Origin of the sequence: Streptomyces sp. NPDC086989, from assembly GCF_044745505.1 — a bacterium.
Lineage (GTDB): Bacteria > Actinomycetota > Actinomycetes > Streptomycetales > Streptomycetaceae > Streptomyces.
Map to the genome: position 1 here is coordinate 151,778 of NZ_JBIVAL010000004.1, position 14,938 is coordinate 166,715.

Here is a 14,938-nt window from a genome sequence, read left to right on the forward strand (position 1 = left end):
CCCCGGCCCCCCCCCCCCCCCCCCCCCCCCCCCCCCCCCCCCCCCGCCCGGGGCCCCCCCCCCCCGGCCCCCCCCCCCCCGCCCGGCCGGGGGCGCCCCTTCTGCGATGTTCTGTCCCGCTGCGATGTTCTGTCCCGCTGCGGCGTTCTGTCGCGCTGCGGTGTTCTGTCGTGCGAGGTCTCAGATGCGGACCTGGACGGCGCGGGCGAGACGGTCGTGCAGGCCGCGCCCGTCGCGGTCCCAGACCAGCGCCGGGATGACGAGGGCGAGCAGCACCGTGCGCAGCACGACCCGGCCGAAGCCGAGGCGGCCGCCGCCCTCCGCGACGACCCGCAGGCCCACGAGCCGCTTCCCGGGCGTGAACCCCACCGTGCCGACGGTGAGGATGCTCAGCAGCACGAAGAGCGCGAGCGTCCAGTTGCCCGTGGCGGTCGGGTTGCCGCCGGTGATCAGCCCGTATGCGATCAGCTGGCAGCCGACCCAGTCGACGGCGACCCCGCCGAGACGGCGGCCGAAGCGGGCCGCGGAGCCGGGCCCCTGCCGGGGCAGGCCGAGCCGCTGACCCGGGTAGCCGAAGTCGACGCCCATGTCCTCGGCGGCCGCGCGGGGGCCGGAGAGCCAGGATCCGAGTGCTTGCCTGTTGTCCACCCGACCACGGTACCTGTGCGGCTCCACGGCCTTCCCGCGGGACCCTGGTTAACTTGAGCGAAACAAATGGGTCATGCTTGAGAAATCCCGCCTGCTTATGGTCGGGTCAGCGTGCGGCACCGCACTGACGCACCACGAGCTATAAAGCCCGCCCTGCCCCGGGGTCGGGAGTAGGAGGAGTTGGATGTTCCAGAACGCCGACGAAGTGAAGCAGTACATCGAGGAGAACGACGTCAAGTTCGTCGACGTCCGCTTCTGCGACCTGCCTGGTGTGATGCAGCACTTCACCATCCCGGCTCGGGCATTCGACCCGGCGGAGGAGCTCGCCTTCGACGGATCTTCGATCCGCGGCTTCCAGGCGATCCACGAGTCCGACATGGCGCTGCGCGCCGACATCACCACCGCGCGCCTGGACCCGTTCCGCAAGGACAAGACGCTCAACATCAACTTCTTCATCCACGACCCGATCACGGGTGAGGCCTACAGCCGCGACCCGCGCAACATCGCGAAGAAGGCCGAGGCGTACCTCGCCTCCACCGGCATCGCCGACACCGCGTTCTTCGGCCCCGAGGCCGAGTTCTACGTGTTCGACAGCGTGCGCTTCGCGACCTCCGCGAACGAGGGCTTCTACCACATCGACTCCGAGGCCGGCGCCTGGAACACCGGTTCCGAGGAGAACAACCGCGGCTACAAGGTCCGCTACAAGGGCGGTTACTTCCCGGTCGCCCCGGTCGACCACTTCGCCGACCTGCGCGCCGAGATCTCCCTCGAACTGGACGCCCAGGGCCTCCAGGTCGAGCGCCAGCACCACGAGGTCGGCACCGGCGGCCAGGCCGAGATCAACTACAAGTTCAACACGCTGCTGGCCGCGGCCGACGACCTGATGCTCTTCAAGTACATCGTGAAGAACGTCGCCTGGCGCAACGGCAAGACCGCGACCTTCATGCCGAAGCCGATCTTCGGTGACAACGGCTCGGGCATGCACGTGCACCAGTCGCTCTGGGCGAACGGCGAGCCGCTGTTCTACGACGAGGCCGGCTACGCGGGCCTGTCGGACACCGCCCGCTACTACATCGGCGGCATCCTCAAGCACGCCCCGTCGCTGCTGGCCTTCACCAACCCGACGGTGAACTCGTACCACCGCCTGGTCCCGGGCTTCGAGGCGCCGGTCAACATGGTGTACTCGCAGCGCAACCGCTCCGCCGCCATGCGCATCCCGATCACGGGCTCGAACCCGAAGGCCAAGCGCGTCGAGTTCCGCGCCCCGGACCCGTCCTCGAACCCGTACCTGGCGTTCTCGGCCCTGCTGCTGGCCGGCCTCGACGGCGTGAAGAACAAGATCGAGCCGATGGAGCCGATCGACAAGGACCTCTACGAGCTCTCGCCCGACGAGCACGCGAGCGTCCCGCAGGTCCCGACCAGCCTGGACGCCGTCCTCAAGGCCCTGGAGGAGGACCACGAGTACCTCCTGGCCGGCGGTGTCTTCACCCCGGACCTGATCGAGACCTGGATCGACTACAAGCGCACGCACGAGATCGCCCCGATCGCCCTGCGCCCGCACCCGCACGAGTTCGAGATGTACTTCGACATCTAAGAAGCACATGCAGCGGCCCCGCCACTCTCTCCGGAGAGCGGCGGGGCCGTTCGCGTTCAGGCGCCAGGGGCCGCCGGTGCCGCAGCCGTTCCCCCGGGCCGGTGGAGCAGGGGCATTGCGCCCGTCAGGTCGCGCAGGCAGCGGACCGCGAGTTCCGCGGGGGAGCCGGGGCCCGCGACCGGGGCGTCCGTGGTCGACCAGAGCTCCAGGGAGATGCGGATGGCGTCCGTGGCGGCCGCCGCCAGGAGGCGCACGCCCAGGGGGTCGGCGTCCTCGCCGGCCAGCCGGGCGATCACCGGGACCAGGCGTTCCTCGGAGTCCTGGTTCACCCGGTACCAGACCGCGCGCAGCGCCTCGTCGGCCTGGGCCGCGCGGAGCAGGCCGCGGGTGACCTCCAGGCCCTCCTCGACCGTGCGGGAGTCGCTGAGCGAGCGGGTCACCGCGCGTTCCAGGGCCTCGTCGAGCGGGGTGCCGGGGTCCTCCTCGGCGAGCAGGGCGCGCCAGGCGTCGCCGCCTCCGGCGAGCAGCGGGGCGACGGCCTCCTGCTTGTTGCGGAAGTACCGGTAGAACGTGCGCAGCGCCACTCCGGCGCGGTGCGCGATGTCCTCGGCGGTGGTGCCGTCGGGGCCGTGTTCGGCGAACAGGGCGCAGGCCGCGCGGGCGATGTCCAGCTGGGTGGCGGCCTTGCGGCGCTCGGTCAGCGACTGGGCTCCGGGGCCTGCCAGGGGAGAGTACGGACGCGGGGATCTCACGGGTGAAGCCTACCTCCCGGAAATGAGATGGATTACATGCTTTGACACTCTGGCAAAACGTGTCGCCCGCTCGATACGCTCGGCCCCATGAACCGTTACGAAGGACGTCGCGTCCTCATCACCGGCGGCGGCTCCGGCATCGGCCAGGCCACCGTCCACCGCATCCTCGCCGAGGGCGGCCGCGTCCACACCGTGGACGTCAACGAGGCCGGCCTGAAGGCGACCGCCGACCGGGCCGCCGCCGACGGGCACGCCGGCCGGCTCACCACCGCCGTCCTCGACATATCCGACGAGGCGGCCGTACGCAGCGGTGTCGCCGCCGCCGTCGAGTCCCTCGGCGGGCTCGACGTCCTGGTCAACGCGGCCGGCATCCTGCGCTCCGCGCACACCCACCAGACCACGCTCGACTTCTGGAACAAGGTCATCGCCGTCAACCTCACGGGCACCTTCCTGGTGATCCGCGAGTCGCTCCCGGCGCTGCTGGAAGGCGACCAGCCGGTCGTCGTGAACTTCAGCTCCACCTCGGCGTCCTTCGCGCACCCCTACATGTCCGCCTACGCGGCCAGCAAGGGCGGCATCCAGTCCATGACCCACGCCCTGGCCGCCGAGTACAGCAAGCAGGGCCTGCGCTTCGTCGCCGTCGCGCCCGGCTCCATCGAGAGCGGCATGACCACCGGCAACGGCCCCGGCCTGCCCGAGGACACCGACTGGAGCCTGTTCGCCAAGCTGGCCCCGGCCATCGGCCAGGGCTTCGCCGGCCCGCAGACCGTCGCCGGCGTCGTCGCCATGCTGGGCTCCGAGGACGGCGCCTTCATCACCGGCACCGAGATCCGCATCGACGGCGGTACGCACTACTAGCCGACTAGCCGACTAGCCGACTAGCCGACCAGCCGGCCCCCGCCGCCTGCTCAGCCCCTGAAGCGGTCCCACAGCCGGGGGAAGCGCTCCGCGAGCACGGCTTCGTTCTCGAAGTCCAGCGGAGTGCCCTCCGGCTCGGCGGCCTGCAGCGGGATCCCCAGATCGGGCGCCACCGCCCCGGTCAGCTGCTCGTACGCCTCGTCGGCCGCGTACCCCAACTCCTCGCCGTCCCCGTCGATCTCCTCGTCGAACTCCTCCAGGAGCTCCGCGAGGGCGTCCGGTTCGTGGACCCCGCCCTCGAAGACCTCCCGGCCCTGGCCGATCAGCCAGCACCGGAAGTAGTCGAACGCGTCGTCGCTCGCCCCGTCGAGCAGCACCCAGGCCGCGCCCCACAGGTCCCAGGTGTACGCCCGGTTGTACCGGGACTCGAAGTGCCGGGCGAAGTCCAGTACGGAGTCCGGGTCGAGCTGGACCAGCCGCTCCACGAGCAGCTCGGCATGCTCCTCGGGGTCGCCCTCGGCGGCCTCGCGGGTACGGTCGACGATCTCCCAGAACTCCGTCTCGTCCATCACCGCTCCAGCATCACGGGTGCGCCCCCTCGCCGCCACCGCGCATACGGCCAAAGGCCGGTGTCCGACCCCCCACGGGTCGGACACCGGCCTTCGGCCTGCCGTGCCTGTGCCTGCCGGCTACAGGCCGTAGCGCTCGCGCGCCTCCTTGATGGCGGACGCCGGCACCTCGCCGCGGCGGGCGAGCTGGGCCAGCGCGGCCACCACGATCGACTGCGCGTCGACGCCGAAGTGGCGGCGGGCGCCCTCGCGGGTGTCGGACAGGCCGAAGCCGTCCGTGCCGAGCGAGGTCCAGTCCTGCTCCACCCACTGGCTGATCTGGTCCGGGACCTGACGCATCCAGTCGGACACCGCGAGGACCGGGCTCGTGACGCCCTCCAGCGCGCGCGTGACGTACGGGGTGCGCATCTCGCCGCGCAGCAGCGCCTCGTCGCACTCCAGCGCGTCGCGGCGCAGCTCGCCCCAGGAGGTGGCGGACCACACGTCGGCGGCCACGTTCCAGTCGGCGGCGAGCAGCCGCTGCGCCTCCAGGGCCCAGTGGATCGCCGTACCCGAGGCCATCAGCTGGATCTTCGGGGCGTCCGCGGCGGGGGCCGCCTCCGCCAGGTCCGCCGCCGTGTTGAAGCGGTAGAGACCGCGCAGGATGCCCTCTTCGACGCCCTCGGGCATCGCCGGCTGCGGCTTCGGCTCGTTGTAGACGGTCAGGTAGTAGAAGACGTCTTCCGGCTTCTCGCCGTACATCCGGCGCAGACCGTCCTTGACGATCACCGCGATCTCGTACGCGAACGCGGGGTCGTAGTTGAGCGACGCCGGGTTCGTGGACGCGATCAGGTGCGAGTGGCCGTCGGCGTGCTGGAGACCCTCACCGGTCAGCGTGGTGCGGCCGGCGGTGGCGCCGACGATGAAGCCCTTGCCGAGCTGGTCGGCGAGCTGCCACATCTGGTCGGCGGTGCGCTGCCAGCCGAACATCGAGTAGAAGATGTAGAAGGGGATCATCGGCTCGCCGTGCGTCGCGTACGACGTGCAGGCGGCGATGAAGTCGGCCATGGCGCCGGCCTCGGTGATCCCCTCGTTGAGGATCTGGCCGTCCTTGGCTTCCTTGTAGTACATGAGCTGGTCGCGGTCGACCGGCTCGTACGTCTGACCCAGCGGCGAGTAGATGCCGGCCGACGGGAACAGGGACTCCATACCGAAGGTGCGGGCCTCGTCGGGGACGATCGGAACCCAGCGCTTGCCGGTCTCCTTGTCCCGCATCAGGTCCTTGACCAGGCGGACGAAGGCCATGGTGGTGGCCATCTCCTGCTTGCCGGAGCCCTTGAGCAGCGGGGCGAAGGAGCGCTCGGCCGGAGCCGGCAGGGCCACGTGGTGGACCTTGCGGGCCGGGGCGGGCCCACCGAGGGCCGCCCGGCGCTCGTGCAGGTACTGCACCTCGGGGCTGTTCGCGCCGGGGTGGCCGTACGGGACCTTGCCGTCGGCGAAGGCGCTGTCCGGGATCGGGAGGCCAAGGAGGTCACGCATGTCCTTGAACTCGTCGATCGTCAGCTTCTTCATCTGGTGGTTCGCGTTCTTCGACTCGAACCCGGCACCCAGCGTGTGGCCCTTGACGGTCTGCGCCAGGATGACCGTCGGCGCGCCCTTGTGCGCCAGGGCGGCCTTGTACGCGGCGTAGACCTTGCGGGGCTCGTGGCCGCCGCGCGAGGAGTGGAAGCACTCGGCGATCTTCGCGTCGGAGAGCACGCCGGCCAGCTGTACGAGCTCGGCGCTGGCACCGAAGAAGTGCTGGCGGATGTAGGCCACGTCGCGGGTCGCGTACGTCTGGAACTGCGCGTCCGGCACCTCGCGGATGCGGCGGACCAGGGCGCCCGTGGTGTCGAGCTGGAAGAGCTCGTCCCAGGCGGAGCCCCACAGGGTCTTGATGACGTTCCAGCCGGCGCCGCGGAACTGGGCCTCCAGCTCCTGGACCACGCGGAAGTTGGCGCGGACCGGACCGTCGAGGCGCTGCAGGTTGCAGTTGATGACGAAGGTCAGGTTGTCGAGCTGCTCGCGGGAGGCCAGGGCCAGGGCGGCGGTCGACTCGGGCTCGTCCATCTCGCCGTCGCCGAGGAAGGCCCAGACGTGCGAGTTGGAGGTGTCCTTGATGTTCCGGTTCTGCAGGTAGCGGTTGAAGCGCGCCTGGTAGATCGCGGAGAGCGGGCCGAGGCCCATGGAGACCGTCGGGAACTCCCACAGCCACGGCAGGCGTCGCGGGTGCGGGTAGGACGGCAGGCCGTTGCCGCCGGACTCCTGGCGGAAGTTGTCGAGCTGCTGCTCGGAGATGCGCCCGTCGAGGAAGGCGCGGGCGTAGATGCCGGGGGAGGCGTGGCCCTGGATGTAGAGCTGGTCGCCCGATCCGTCGGCCTCCTTCCCGCGGAAGAAGTGCTGGAAGCCGGTCTCGTAGAGCCAGGCCGCCGAGGCGAAGGTGGCGATGTGGCCGCCGACGCCGTACTTGGAGCCCCGCGTCACCATGGCGGCCGCGTTCCAGCGGTTCCAGGCGGTGATCTTGGCTTCCATCTCCTCGTCACCGGGGAACTCGGGTTCCGCGGCGGTGGGGATGGTGTTGACGTAGTCCGTCTCCAGCAGCTTCGGCAGGGCCAGGCCGGCGGCCTCGGCGTGCTGGAGGGTGCGGCGGAGCAGGTATTCGGCGCGGCGCGTACCGGCGGCCTTGGCGACGGCGTCGAGGGAGGCCGCCCATTCGGCGGTCTCCTCCGTGTCGCGGTCCGGGAGCTGGTCGAGCTCGCTCGGAAGCTTTCCTACGGGGTCGGACATCGGTGTGCGCCGCCTTCCGGACAAAGGAGAGGTGGTGAAAAATCCCTGACGGGCAGGACAGGGTCGGTGGACCCGGGTGGGGTCCGTCGTCGACTGTAAATCGCTGATCGATGATCGATCAAACGAATGTGGCGAAGAAATGTCCAGCGGGCGAAAGTCGGCACCGGGTGCCATGAAAATAGGCACCCGGTGCCGGGCAAAACAGGGCAGAACGACCCCGTCAGGCGCGCGGGGCGCACCCCAGGACATGCCGCTTGACCAGCACGCCGATGTCCGGATCCTGATTGCGGAACGCCTCCACGAGGGCCGCGTGCTCCTCCGCGTACGACTTCTGGACGGTTCCCAGCCAGCGGATGGACAGCGCCGTGAAGACCTCGATGCCCAGGCTCTCCCAGGTGTGCAGCAGCACGCTGTTCCCGGCCGCCCGCACCAGCTCCCGGTGGAACCCGACGGTGTGCCGCACCTGCGCGGTCCCGTCCTCCGTGCGGTCCGCCTCCCACAGCGCCGCCACGTGCGGCTCCAGCGCCGAGCAGTCCGCCGCCAGCCGGGGCGCGGCCAGCTCGGCCGCGATCTGCTCCAGGCCCGCCCGGACCGGGTAGATCTCCTCCAGGTCGGCCGCCGACAGGTTGCGTACGCGCACGCCCTTGTTCGGCGCCGACTCGATCAGCCGCAGCGTCTCCAGCTCCCGCAGCGCCTCGCGCACCGGCGTCTGGCTGACCTCCAGTTCGACGGCGATCCGGCGCTCCACGATCCGCTCACCGGGCTTCCAGCGCCCGCTGACGATCCCCTCCACGATGTGCTCGCGGATCTGCTCGCGCAGCGAGTGCACGACGGGTGGGGTGATCATCCGGGCTTCATCTCCTGTGACGGCACGCATCGCTTCGATGCGTAGACAATACGGCGCAGTAGCCCGCCGGGATGCCTTCCTGGTCAGGGCCGTTGGGTGAGGCTGGTTACAAGAGCCGTGACCGGGCCCACCGTCAGGCGGTACGGACCCGGCCGCGGCGGCGCGAACGAGACGCTGTAGCGGCCGCCGCCCAGGCCCCGCAGCGGGCGGGCGCTCGCCCGGCCGCCGTCGGCCGGGCGCAGCTGCGCCATCAGGCGCAGCCCCTCGCCGGGTGCCGTGACCGTGACCTCATACGGGGCCCCCGCGGCCAGCACGGCGGGCGCCCGCACGCCCAGCCGGGCCGCCGGGTCCGCGGGTCCCCCGGTCCGGTCCCGCCCGTGGCCCATGAGGCCTTGCAGGGCGACCCGTACGGCCCGGTTGTTCTGGAGCGAGCCGTGCTGCTCGTACACGGCGACGGGCTCGGCGAAGGGCTCGGTGAACCGTTCGGCCGCGGGCCGGGCCACGGACCCGGCGCCCGCTTCGCGTTCGCCCTCGCCGTCGCCGTGAGCCCGCGCCGGGAGGGCCACCTCGCGGGGGACCGCGCCGTCGCCGTCGGCCTCCCGCAGAAGGGTCAGGCGGTCCCCGTCGCAGGCCGCCGCCGTCGCCGTGGGCTGCCCGGCCCCGGCGATCACCAGGAGCTCGGCCCGCGACGGGCCGCTGCGCAGGTCCGCGTGGAAGCGGGCGGCGTCCGCCAGCAGGGCGGCGTCCACGCCGGGCAGCCCCGGCAGGTCGCGGGCGCGAACCGGGCCGTCCGGGCCGGCCATGCACGCGTAGTCGGGGGCCAGCTGGTGCAGGGAGGGCAGGCTGCGGGCGAACCGGCTGAGATCCGGGCCCAGGCCCACGGGGTCACCCCCGTCGACCAGGGCGGCCAGGGCCTCCAGGCAGCCCTGGTGCGGGGTGCCCAGCGTGATCAGCCGGCGGGTGATCTCGTGGCCGCCGAGGCGCTCCACGTAGTGCCGGGCCACCAGCCCGCCCAGCGCATGGCACAGGAAGACCACCCGGGCCCCGCGCCGCTCGGGGGCCGAGGCCCGCCAGCGCTCCAGCTCCAGGTCGATCCGGCCCTTGAGCCGCTCCGCGTTGTACCGGCAGGACAGCCGCCAGTCGTACGGGAAGGTGAGGAGGTTGTCCGAAACGGACAGGGTGAAATGGCGCTCCAGCCAGCGCAGCAGGTCCGTGTAGCCGTCGACCGGGCGCCAGACGCCGGGCAGGGCGTGCAGGTCGGGCATCAGGCCCACGGGCACCACCCCGTCGCCCGGATCCCCGTCACCGATGTCCTTCGGCAGGCGCAGCGCGCTCAGGGACCGGCCGAAGTCCCGCAGGCCGCGTAACAGGTCCGCGCCCGACAGGTCCCAGACCGCCCCGCCGTCGGCGTCCGCCAGCCGGCTGCCCATGATGCCCGGCAGTACCACGACGAGATCCGTCACCCGTGCCCGTGCCATACGACGCCCCCCGAGATGTCACACATGGACCCACCAGGGTATGACGACGGCGCCCCCGCCCGAAGTGGTTCCGGGCGGGGGCGCCGTACGAGTGTCTGCCGGTGCGGCGTGAGCCTTACAGGCCGAGCTCGACCTCGAACTCGCCCGCCTCGAGGATCGCCTTGACGGCCGACAGGTACCGGGCCGCGTCCGCGCCGTCCACCAGGCGGTGGTCGTAGGACAGGGTCAGGTACGTCATGTCGCGCACGCCGATGACGGTGCCCTCGGGGGTCTCGATGACCATCGGGCGCTTGACCGTGGCACCGATGCCCAGGATGGCGACCTGGTTCGGGGGCACGATGACGGTGTCGAACAGCGCACCGCGCGAACCGGTGTTGCTGATGGTGAAGGTCGCACCCGACAGCTCGTCCGGCGTGATCTTGTTGCCGCGGACCTTGGAGGCCAGGTCGGCGGTCGCCTTGGAGATGCCCGCCAGGTTGAGGTCACCGGCACCCTTGATGACCGGGGTCATCAGGCCCTTCTCGGAGTCCACGGCGATGCCGATGTTCTCCGAGTCGAAGTAGGTGATGGTGCCCTCGTCGTCGTTGATCCGGGCGTTGACGACCGCGTGGGCCTTCAGCGCCTGGGCGGCGGCCTTGACGAAGAACGGCATCGGCGAGAGCTTGACGCCCTCACGGGCCAGGAAGGACGCCTTGGCCTGCTCGCGCAGCTTCATGATCTTGGTGATGTCCACCTCGACCACGGAGCTGAGCTGAGCCTGCGAGTGCAGCGCCTTCATCATGTTGTCGCCGATGACCTTGCGCATGCGGGTCATCTTGACGGTCTGACCGCGCAGCTCCGAGACCGCGGCGGCAGCCGGGGCCTTGGCGGCCGGGGCGGCGGCCGGAGCCGGGGCGGCAGCGGCGGCCTTGGCGGCCTCGGCGGCGGCCAGGACGTCCTGCTTGCGGATACGGCCACCGACGCCGGTGCCCGAGACCGAGGCCAGGTTGACGCCGGACTCCGAGGCGAGCTTGCGCACCAGCGGGGTCACGTACGCGCCCTCGTCACCGGCGGAGGCCGGGGCGGCGACCGGAGCCGGAGCGGCCGCGGGGGCCGGGGCGGCGACCGGGGCGGCCGGAGCCGGAGCCGGAGCGGCCGGAGCCGGGGCGGCGGCCGGAGCCGGAGCGGCAGCCGGAGCCGGGGCGGCAGCGGCCGGGGCAGCCGCGGCCGGAGCCGGGGCGGCGGGAGCCGGGGCGGCCGGAGCGGCGCCGGCGGCACCGATGACGGCCAGGACGGCGCCGACCTCGGCGGTCTCGTCCTCGTTGATCCGGATCTCCAGCAGCGTGCCGGAGACCGGCGCGGGGATCTCGGTGTCGACCTTGTCCGTGGAGACCTCGAGCAGCGGCTCGTCGGCCTCGACGGACTCGCCGACCTGCTTCAGCCAGCGGGTGACGGTGCCCTCGGTGACGCTCTCGCCCAGGGCGGGGAGAACGACGTCGGTGCCCTCGGCCGAGCTGCCGCCGACGGCCGCGTCAGCGGTCGGCGCCGGGGCCTCGGCACCGGCCGGGACCTCGGTGGACGGGGCGGCCTGCGGGGCCTCGGCAGCCGGGACCTGCGGCGCGGCCGGAACCTCGGCGACGACCGTCTCGGCCTCGGCGGGGGCCGGGGCGCCGGAGCCGTCGTCGATGACGGCCAGCTCGGCGCCGACCTCGACGGTCTCGTCCTCGGCGACCTTGATGGAGGCCAGGACGCCGGAGACCGGCGAGGGGATCTCGGTGTCGACCTTGTCGGTCGAGACCTCGAGCAGCGGCTCGTCGGCCTCGACGCGCTCGCCCTCGGCCTTCAGCCAGCGGGTGACAGTTCCCTCGGTGACGCTCTCGCCGAGCGCCGGAAGGGTTACGGAAACCGACATGGTTTCAGTTGCTCCTTACGAAAGTGCGGAAGTGGTCGTCGCGCCCGTGACCGTGGATCAGTCGTGGGAGTGAAGCGGCTTGCCGGCCAGGGCCAGGTGGGCCTCGCCGAGCGCTTCGTTCTGGGTCGGGTGCGCGTGGATGAGCTGCGCGACCTCGGCCGGCAGAGCCTCCCAGTTGTAGATCAGCTGGGCCTCGCCGACCTGCTCGCCCATCCGGTCACCGACCATGTGGACGCCGACCACGGCACCGTCCTTGACCTGGACGAGCTTGATCTCGCCCGCGGTCTTAAGGATCTTGCTCTTGCCGTTGCCCGCCAGGTTGTACTTCAGGGCCACGACCTTGTCCGCGCCGTAGATCTCCTTGGCCTTGGCCTCGGTGATGCCGACGGAGGCGACCTCGGGGTGGCAGTACGTCACGCGCGGAACGCCGTCGTAGTCGATCGGGACGGTCTTCAGACCGGCCAGGCGCTCCGCGACGAGGATGCCCTCCGCGAAGCCGACGTGCGCGAGCTGCAGGGTCGGGACGAGGTCGCCGACGGCCGAGATCGTCGGCACGTTCGTCTGCATGTACTCGTCGACCAGGACGTAGCCGCGGTCCATCGCGACGCCCTGCTCCTCGTAGCCGAGGCCCTGCGAGACCGGGCCGCGGCCGACGGCGACCAGCAGCACCTCGGCCTCGAAGGTCTTGCCGTCGGCCAGCGTGACGCGCACGCCGGTCTCGGTGTACTCGGCCTTGTCGAAGAAGGTGCCGAGGTTGAACTTGATGCCGCGCTTGCGGAACGCGCGCTCCAGCAGCTTCGAGCTGTTCTCGTCCTCGACCGGGACGAGGTGCTTGAGGCCCTCGATCACGGTGATGTCGGAGCCGAAGGACTTCCACGCCGAGGCGAACTCGACGCCGATGACGCCGCCGCCCAGGACGATCGCCGACTCGGGGACGCGGTCCAGGACCAGCGCGTGGTCCGAGGAGATGATGCGGTTGCCGTCGATCTGCAGGCCCGGCAGCGACTTCGGCACGGAGCCGGTCGCCAGCAGGACGTGGCGGCCCTGGATGCGCTGGCCGTTCACGTCGACGGAGGTCGGCGAGGAAAGGCGGCCCTCACCCTCGATGTACGTCACCTTGCGGGAGGCGACCAGGCCCTGCAGGCCCTTGTACAGGCCCGAGATGACCTCGTCCTTGTACTTCTGCACACCCGCGATGTCGATGCCCTCGAAGGTGGCCTTCACGCCGAACTGGGCGGCTTCGCGCGCCTGGTCCGCGATCTCGCCCGCGTGGAGCAGGGCCTTCGTGGGGATGCAGCCGTTGTGCAGGCAGGTGCCGCCGAGCTTGTTCTTCTCGATCAGGGCAACGTCCAGACCCAGCTGGGATGCGCGCAGAGCCGCGGCGTAACCGCCACTGCCACCGCCGAGGATCACTAGGTCGAAAACGGTGCTGGCGTCGTTCGCCACGTCACGTCCTCCATGCATGTGCGCCGGGCACCGGTCCTCTGTGACCGGGCGGCGGCTGGTAATCGGCCGCTTGTTTCTTCGGCCCTGTGGTGGGGGCCCTGTCCTGCCGAGAACCCATCTTCGCATTTGTCGGGGGAACGCGGGACGCCGGGCCCGGACTGCGGCAGGTCGATCTGCCCGAAGCAGGGGTTACCGAAGCGTAGAAACCTACGGATTTCGTTGTGGGTGAACGAACCCGGGGCCTCGATCGACTGATCTTCGAGGCCCCGGGGTGCGTCACGCGTCACACATCACGTGTCAGGCGGCCCGCCTGGCACGTGGTAGGTGCCGTGGGCGAGACGGGTCAGCCCAGGTCGCCGGTGGCCGTGCGCTCCGCCAGCCGCACCAGGGTGCGCACGGCCGAGCCGGTGCCGCCCTTGGGGGTGTAGCCGTACGGGGCGCCCTCGTGGAAGGCCGGGCCCGCGATGTCGAGGTGGGCCCAGGTGATGCCCTCGCCCACGAACTCCTGGAGGAAGAGGCCGGCCACCAGACCGCCGCCCATCCGGACACCCATGTTGGCGATGTCGGCGGTGGGGGAGTCCATGGTCTTGCGCAGGTCCTCGGGGAGCGGCATCGGCCAGGAGGCCTCGCCGACCTCCTCGGCGATCTCGTGGATCGCCGTGCGGAAGGCGTCGTCGTTGGCCATGATGCCGAAGGTGCGGTCGCCCAGGGCCAGCACCATGGCGCCGGTCAGGGTGGCGACGTCGACGATGGCGTCGGGGTTCTCCTCGGAGGCCTTGGTCAGCGCGTCGCCCAGGACCAGGCGGCCCTCGGCGTCCGTGTTCAGGACCTCGACGGTCTTGCCGCTGTACATGCGCAGCACGTCGCCGGGCTTGGTGGCGGAGCCGGAGGGCATGTTCTCGGCGAGCGCCAGCCAGCCGGTGACGTTGACCTGGAGGCCCAGCTTGGCGGCGGCGATGACGGCGGCGAACACGGCGGCGGCGCCGGCCATGTCGCACTTCATCGTCTCGTTGTGGCCGGCCGGCTTGAGGGAGATGCCGCCCGAGTCGTAGGTGATGCCCTTGCCGACGAACGCGAGGGTCTTCTCCGCCTTGGCGTGGGTGTAGGAGAGCTTCACCAGGCGCGGCGGGTTCTCGGAGCCCTTGCCGACGCCCATGATGCCGCCGTAGCCGCCCTTGACCAGCGCCTTCTCGTCGAGGATCTGGACCTTGACGCCGTTCTCCTTGGCGGTCGCGGAGGCGACCGCGGCGAAGGACTCGGGGGTGAGGTCGTTCGGCGGGGTGTTGATCAGGTCGCGGGCGACGTTGACCTCGGTGGCCACGACGGTCGCGCGCTCGGCGGCCGCCTTGTGGTCCTTGTCGCGCGGCTTGGCGCCGAGCAGGACCACCTCGGCGAGCGGCTGCTTCGGGCCGCTTCCCCCGGACTTCGTCCGGGAGGTGCCGCCATTGCCGGACGCCTTCTTCTCGCCGCCCTGGTAGGCGGTGAAGGCGTACGCGCCCAGCAGCGCGCCCTCGGCGACGGCCGTGACGGCGGAGGCGTCGTCCAGGGGGAGGGCGAAGGCGGCCTTCTTGGAGCCGTGCAGGGCACGGGCGGCGGCGCCGGCGGCGCGCCGCAGGGCCTCCTCGTCGTACGACTCGTCCTTCTCCGGGACGGAGCCGAGTCCGACCGCCAGCACGACCGGGACCTTCAGGCCGTCCGGGGCCGGCAGCTTGGTGGTCTCGCCTTCGGCGCCCGAGGCGCCGAGTGCGTCGAGCACGGCGGCGAGCTTTCCGTCGTACGCCTTGTCCACGGCCTCGGCGCCTGCGGCGACGACCGGGCCCTTCGGGCCCTTCGCCACGCCGACCACGAGGGCGTCGGCGCGCAGCGTCGCCGCGCCGGCAGTGCTGAGAGTCAGAGCAGTCACGGTGGTGAAGTCTCGCTTCCGTTTGTGTTGTGGGCCGAGTGGGTGGACGGCCATCCGTAGCGATCGTATTCCGGCCCGACGGCCGCCAGAAATGAGCCTACGCGTAGCGGCTCGTCCGTACGCCACTCGAAGGTTTGGCAAGGTGTT

Annotated in this window: 11 protein-coding genes; 2 read left to right on the top strand and 9 right to left on the bottom strand. The window is 71.3% G+C overall.

Going from position 1 to position 14,938, the window contains the following annotated elements; all coding sequences use genetic code 11:
* Positions 1-180: 180 nt before the first annotated feature.
* Positions 181-648, bottom strand: a complete 468-nt coding sequence (locus ACIPK4_RS10380; protein WP_402310911.1) for an RDD family protein — start codon at positions 646-648, stop codon at positions 181-183.
* Between the two features lie 184 nt (positions 649-832).
* Between ACIPK4_RS10380 and glnA the strand changes: the two genes are divergently transcribed.
* Positions 833-2,242, top strand: coding sequence for a type I glutamate--ammonia ligase (gene glnA / locus ACIPK4_RS10385; RefSeq protein WP_054225532.1), 1,410 nt, complete (start codon positions 833-835; stop codon positions 2,240-2,242).
* A gap of 56 nt (positions 2,243-2,298) precedes the next feature.
* On the opposite strand, the gene ACIPK4_RS10390 is transcribed toward glnA, so the two are convergent.
* Positions 2,299-2,994, bottom strand: a complete 696-nt coding sequence (locus tag ACIPK4_RS10390; RefSeq protein WP_376199900.1) for a TetR/AcrR family transcriptional regulator — start codon at positions 2,992-2,994, stop codon at positions 2,299-2,301.
* 87 nt (positions 2,995-3,081) lie between these two features.
* Between ACIPK4_RS10390 and ACIPK4_RS10395 the strand changes: the two genes are divergently transcribed.
* Complete coding sequence (locus tag ACIPK4_RS10395) at positions 3,082-3,852, top strand: SDR family NAD(P)-dependent oxidoreductase (RefSeq protein WP_054225531.1); 771 nt, start codon at positions 3,082-3,084, stop codon at positions 3,850-3,852.
* Between the two features lie 50 nt (positions 3,853-3,902).
* On the opposite strand, the gene ACIPK4_RS10400 is transcribed toward ACIPK4_RS10395, so the two are convergent.
* From ACIPK4_RS10400 to ACIPK4_RS10430, 7 genes are all read right to left on the bottom strand, one after another.
* Positions 3,903-4,421, bottom strand: coding sequence for a DUF4240 domain-containing protein (locus ACIPK4_RS10400; RefSeq protein ID WP_402310914.1), 519 nt, complete (start codon positions 4,419-4,421; stop codon positions 3,903-3,905).
* 120 nt (positions 4,422-4,541) lie between these two features.
* Positions 4,542-7,226, bottom strand: a complete 2,685-nt coding sequence (aceE, locus tag ACIPK4_RS10405; RefSeq protein WP_402310916.1) for a pyruvate dehydrogenase (acetyl-transferring), homodimeric type — start codon at positions 7,224-7,226, stop codon at positions 4,542-4,544.
* Between the two features lie 220 nt (positions 7,227-7,446).
* Positions 7,447-8,070, bottom strand: coding sequence for a GntR family transcriptional regulator (locus ACIPK4_RS10410; protein ID WP_030291700.1), 624 nt, complete (start codon positions 8,068-8,070; stop codon positions 7,447-7,449).
* An 86-nt stretch (positions 8,071-8,156) separates the two neighbouring features.
* Positions 8,157-9,551, bottom strand: a complete 1,395-nt coding sequence (locus ACIPK4_RS10415; protein ID WP_402310919.1) for a hypothetical protein — start codon at positions 9,549-9,551, stop codon at positions 8,157-8,159.
* Positions 9,552-9,666: 115 nt separating this feature from the next.
* Positions 9,667-11,442, bottom strand: coding sequence for a 2-oxoglutarate dehydrogenase, E2 component, dihydrolipoamide succinyltransferase (gene sucB, locus ACIPK4_RS10420; protein WP_402310921.1), 1,776 nt, complete (start codon positions 11,440-11,442; stop codon positions 9,667-9,669).
* Positions 11,443-11,499: 57 nt separating this feature from the next.
* Positions 11,500-12,888, bottom strand: coding sequence for a dihydrolipoyl dehydrogenase (gene lpdA, locus ACIPK4_RS10425; protein WP_054225644.1), 1,389 nt, complete (start codon positions 12,886-12,888; stop codon positions 11,500-11,502).
* Between the two features lie 343 nt (positions 12,889-13,231).
* Complete coding sequence (locus ACIPK4_RS10430) at positions 13,232-14,791, bottom strand: leucyl aminopeptidase (RefSeq protein WP_402310923.1); 1,560 nt, start codon at positions 14,789-14,791, stop codon at positions 13,232-13,234.
* Positions 14,792-14,938 lie beyond the last annotated feature (147 nt).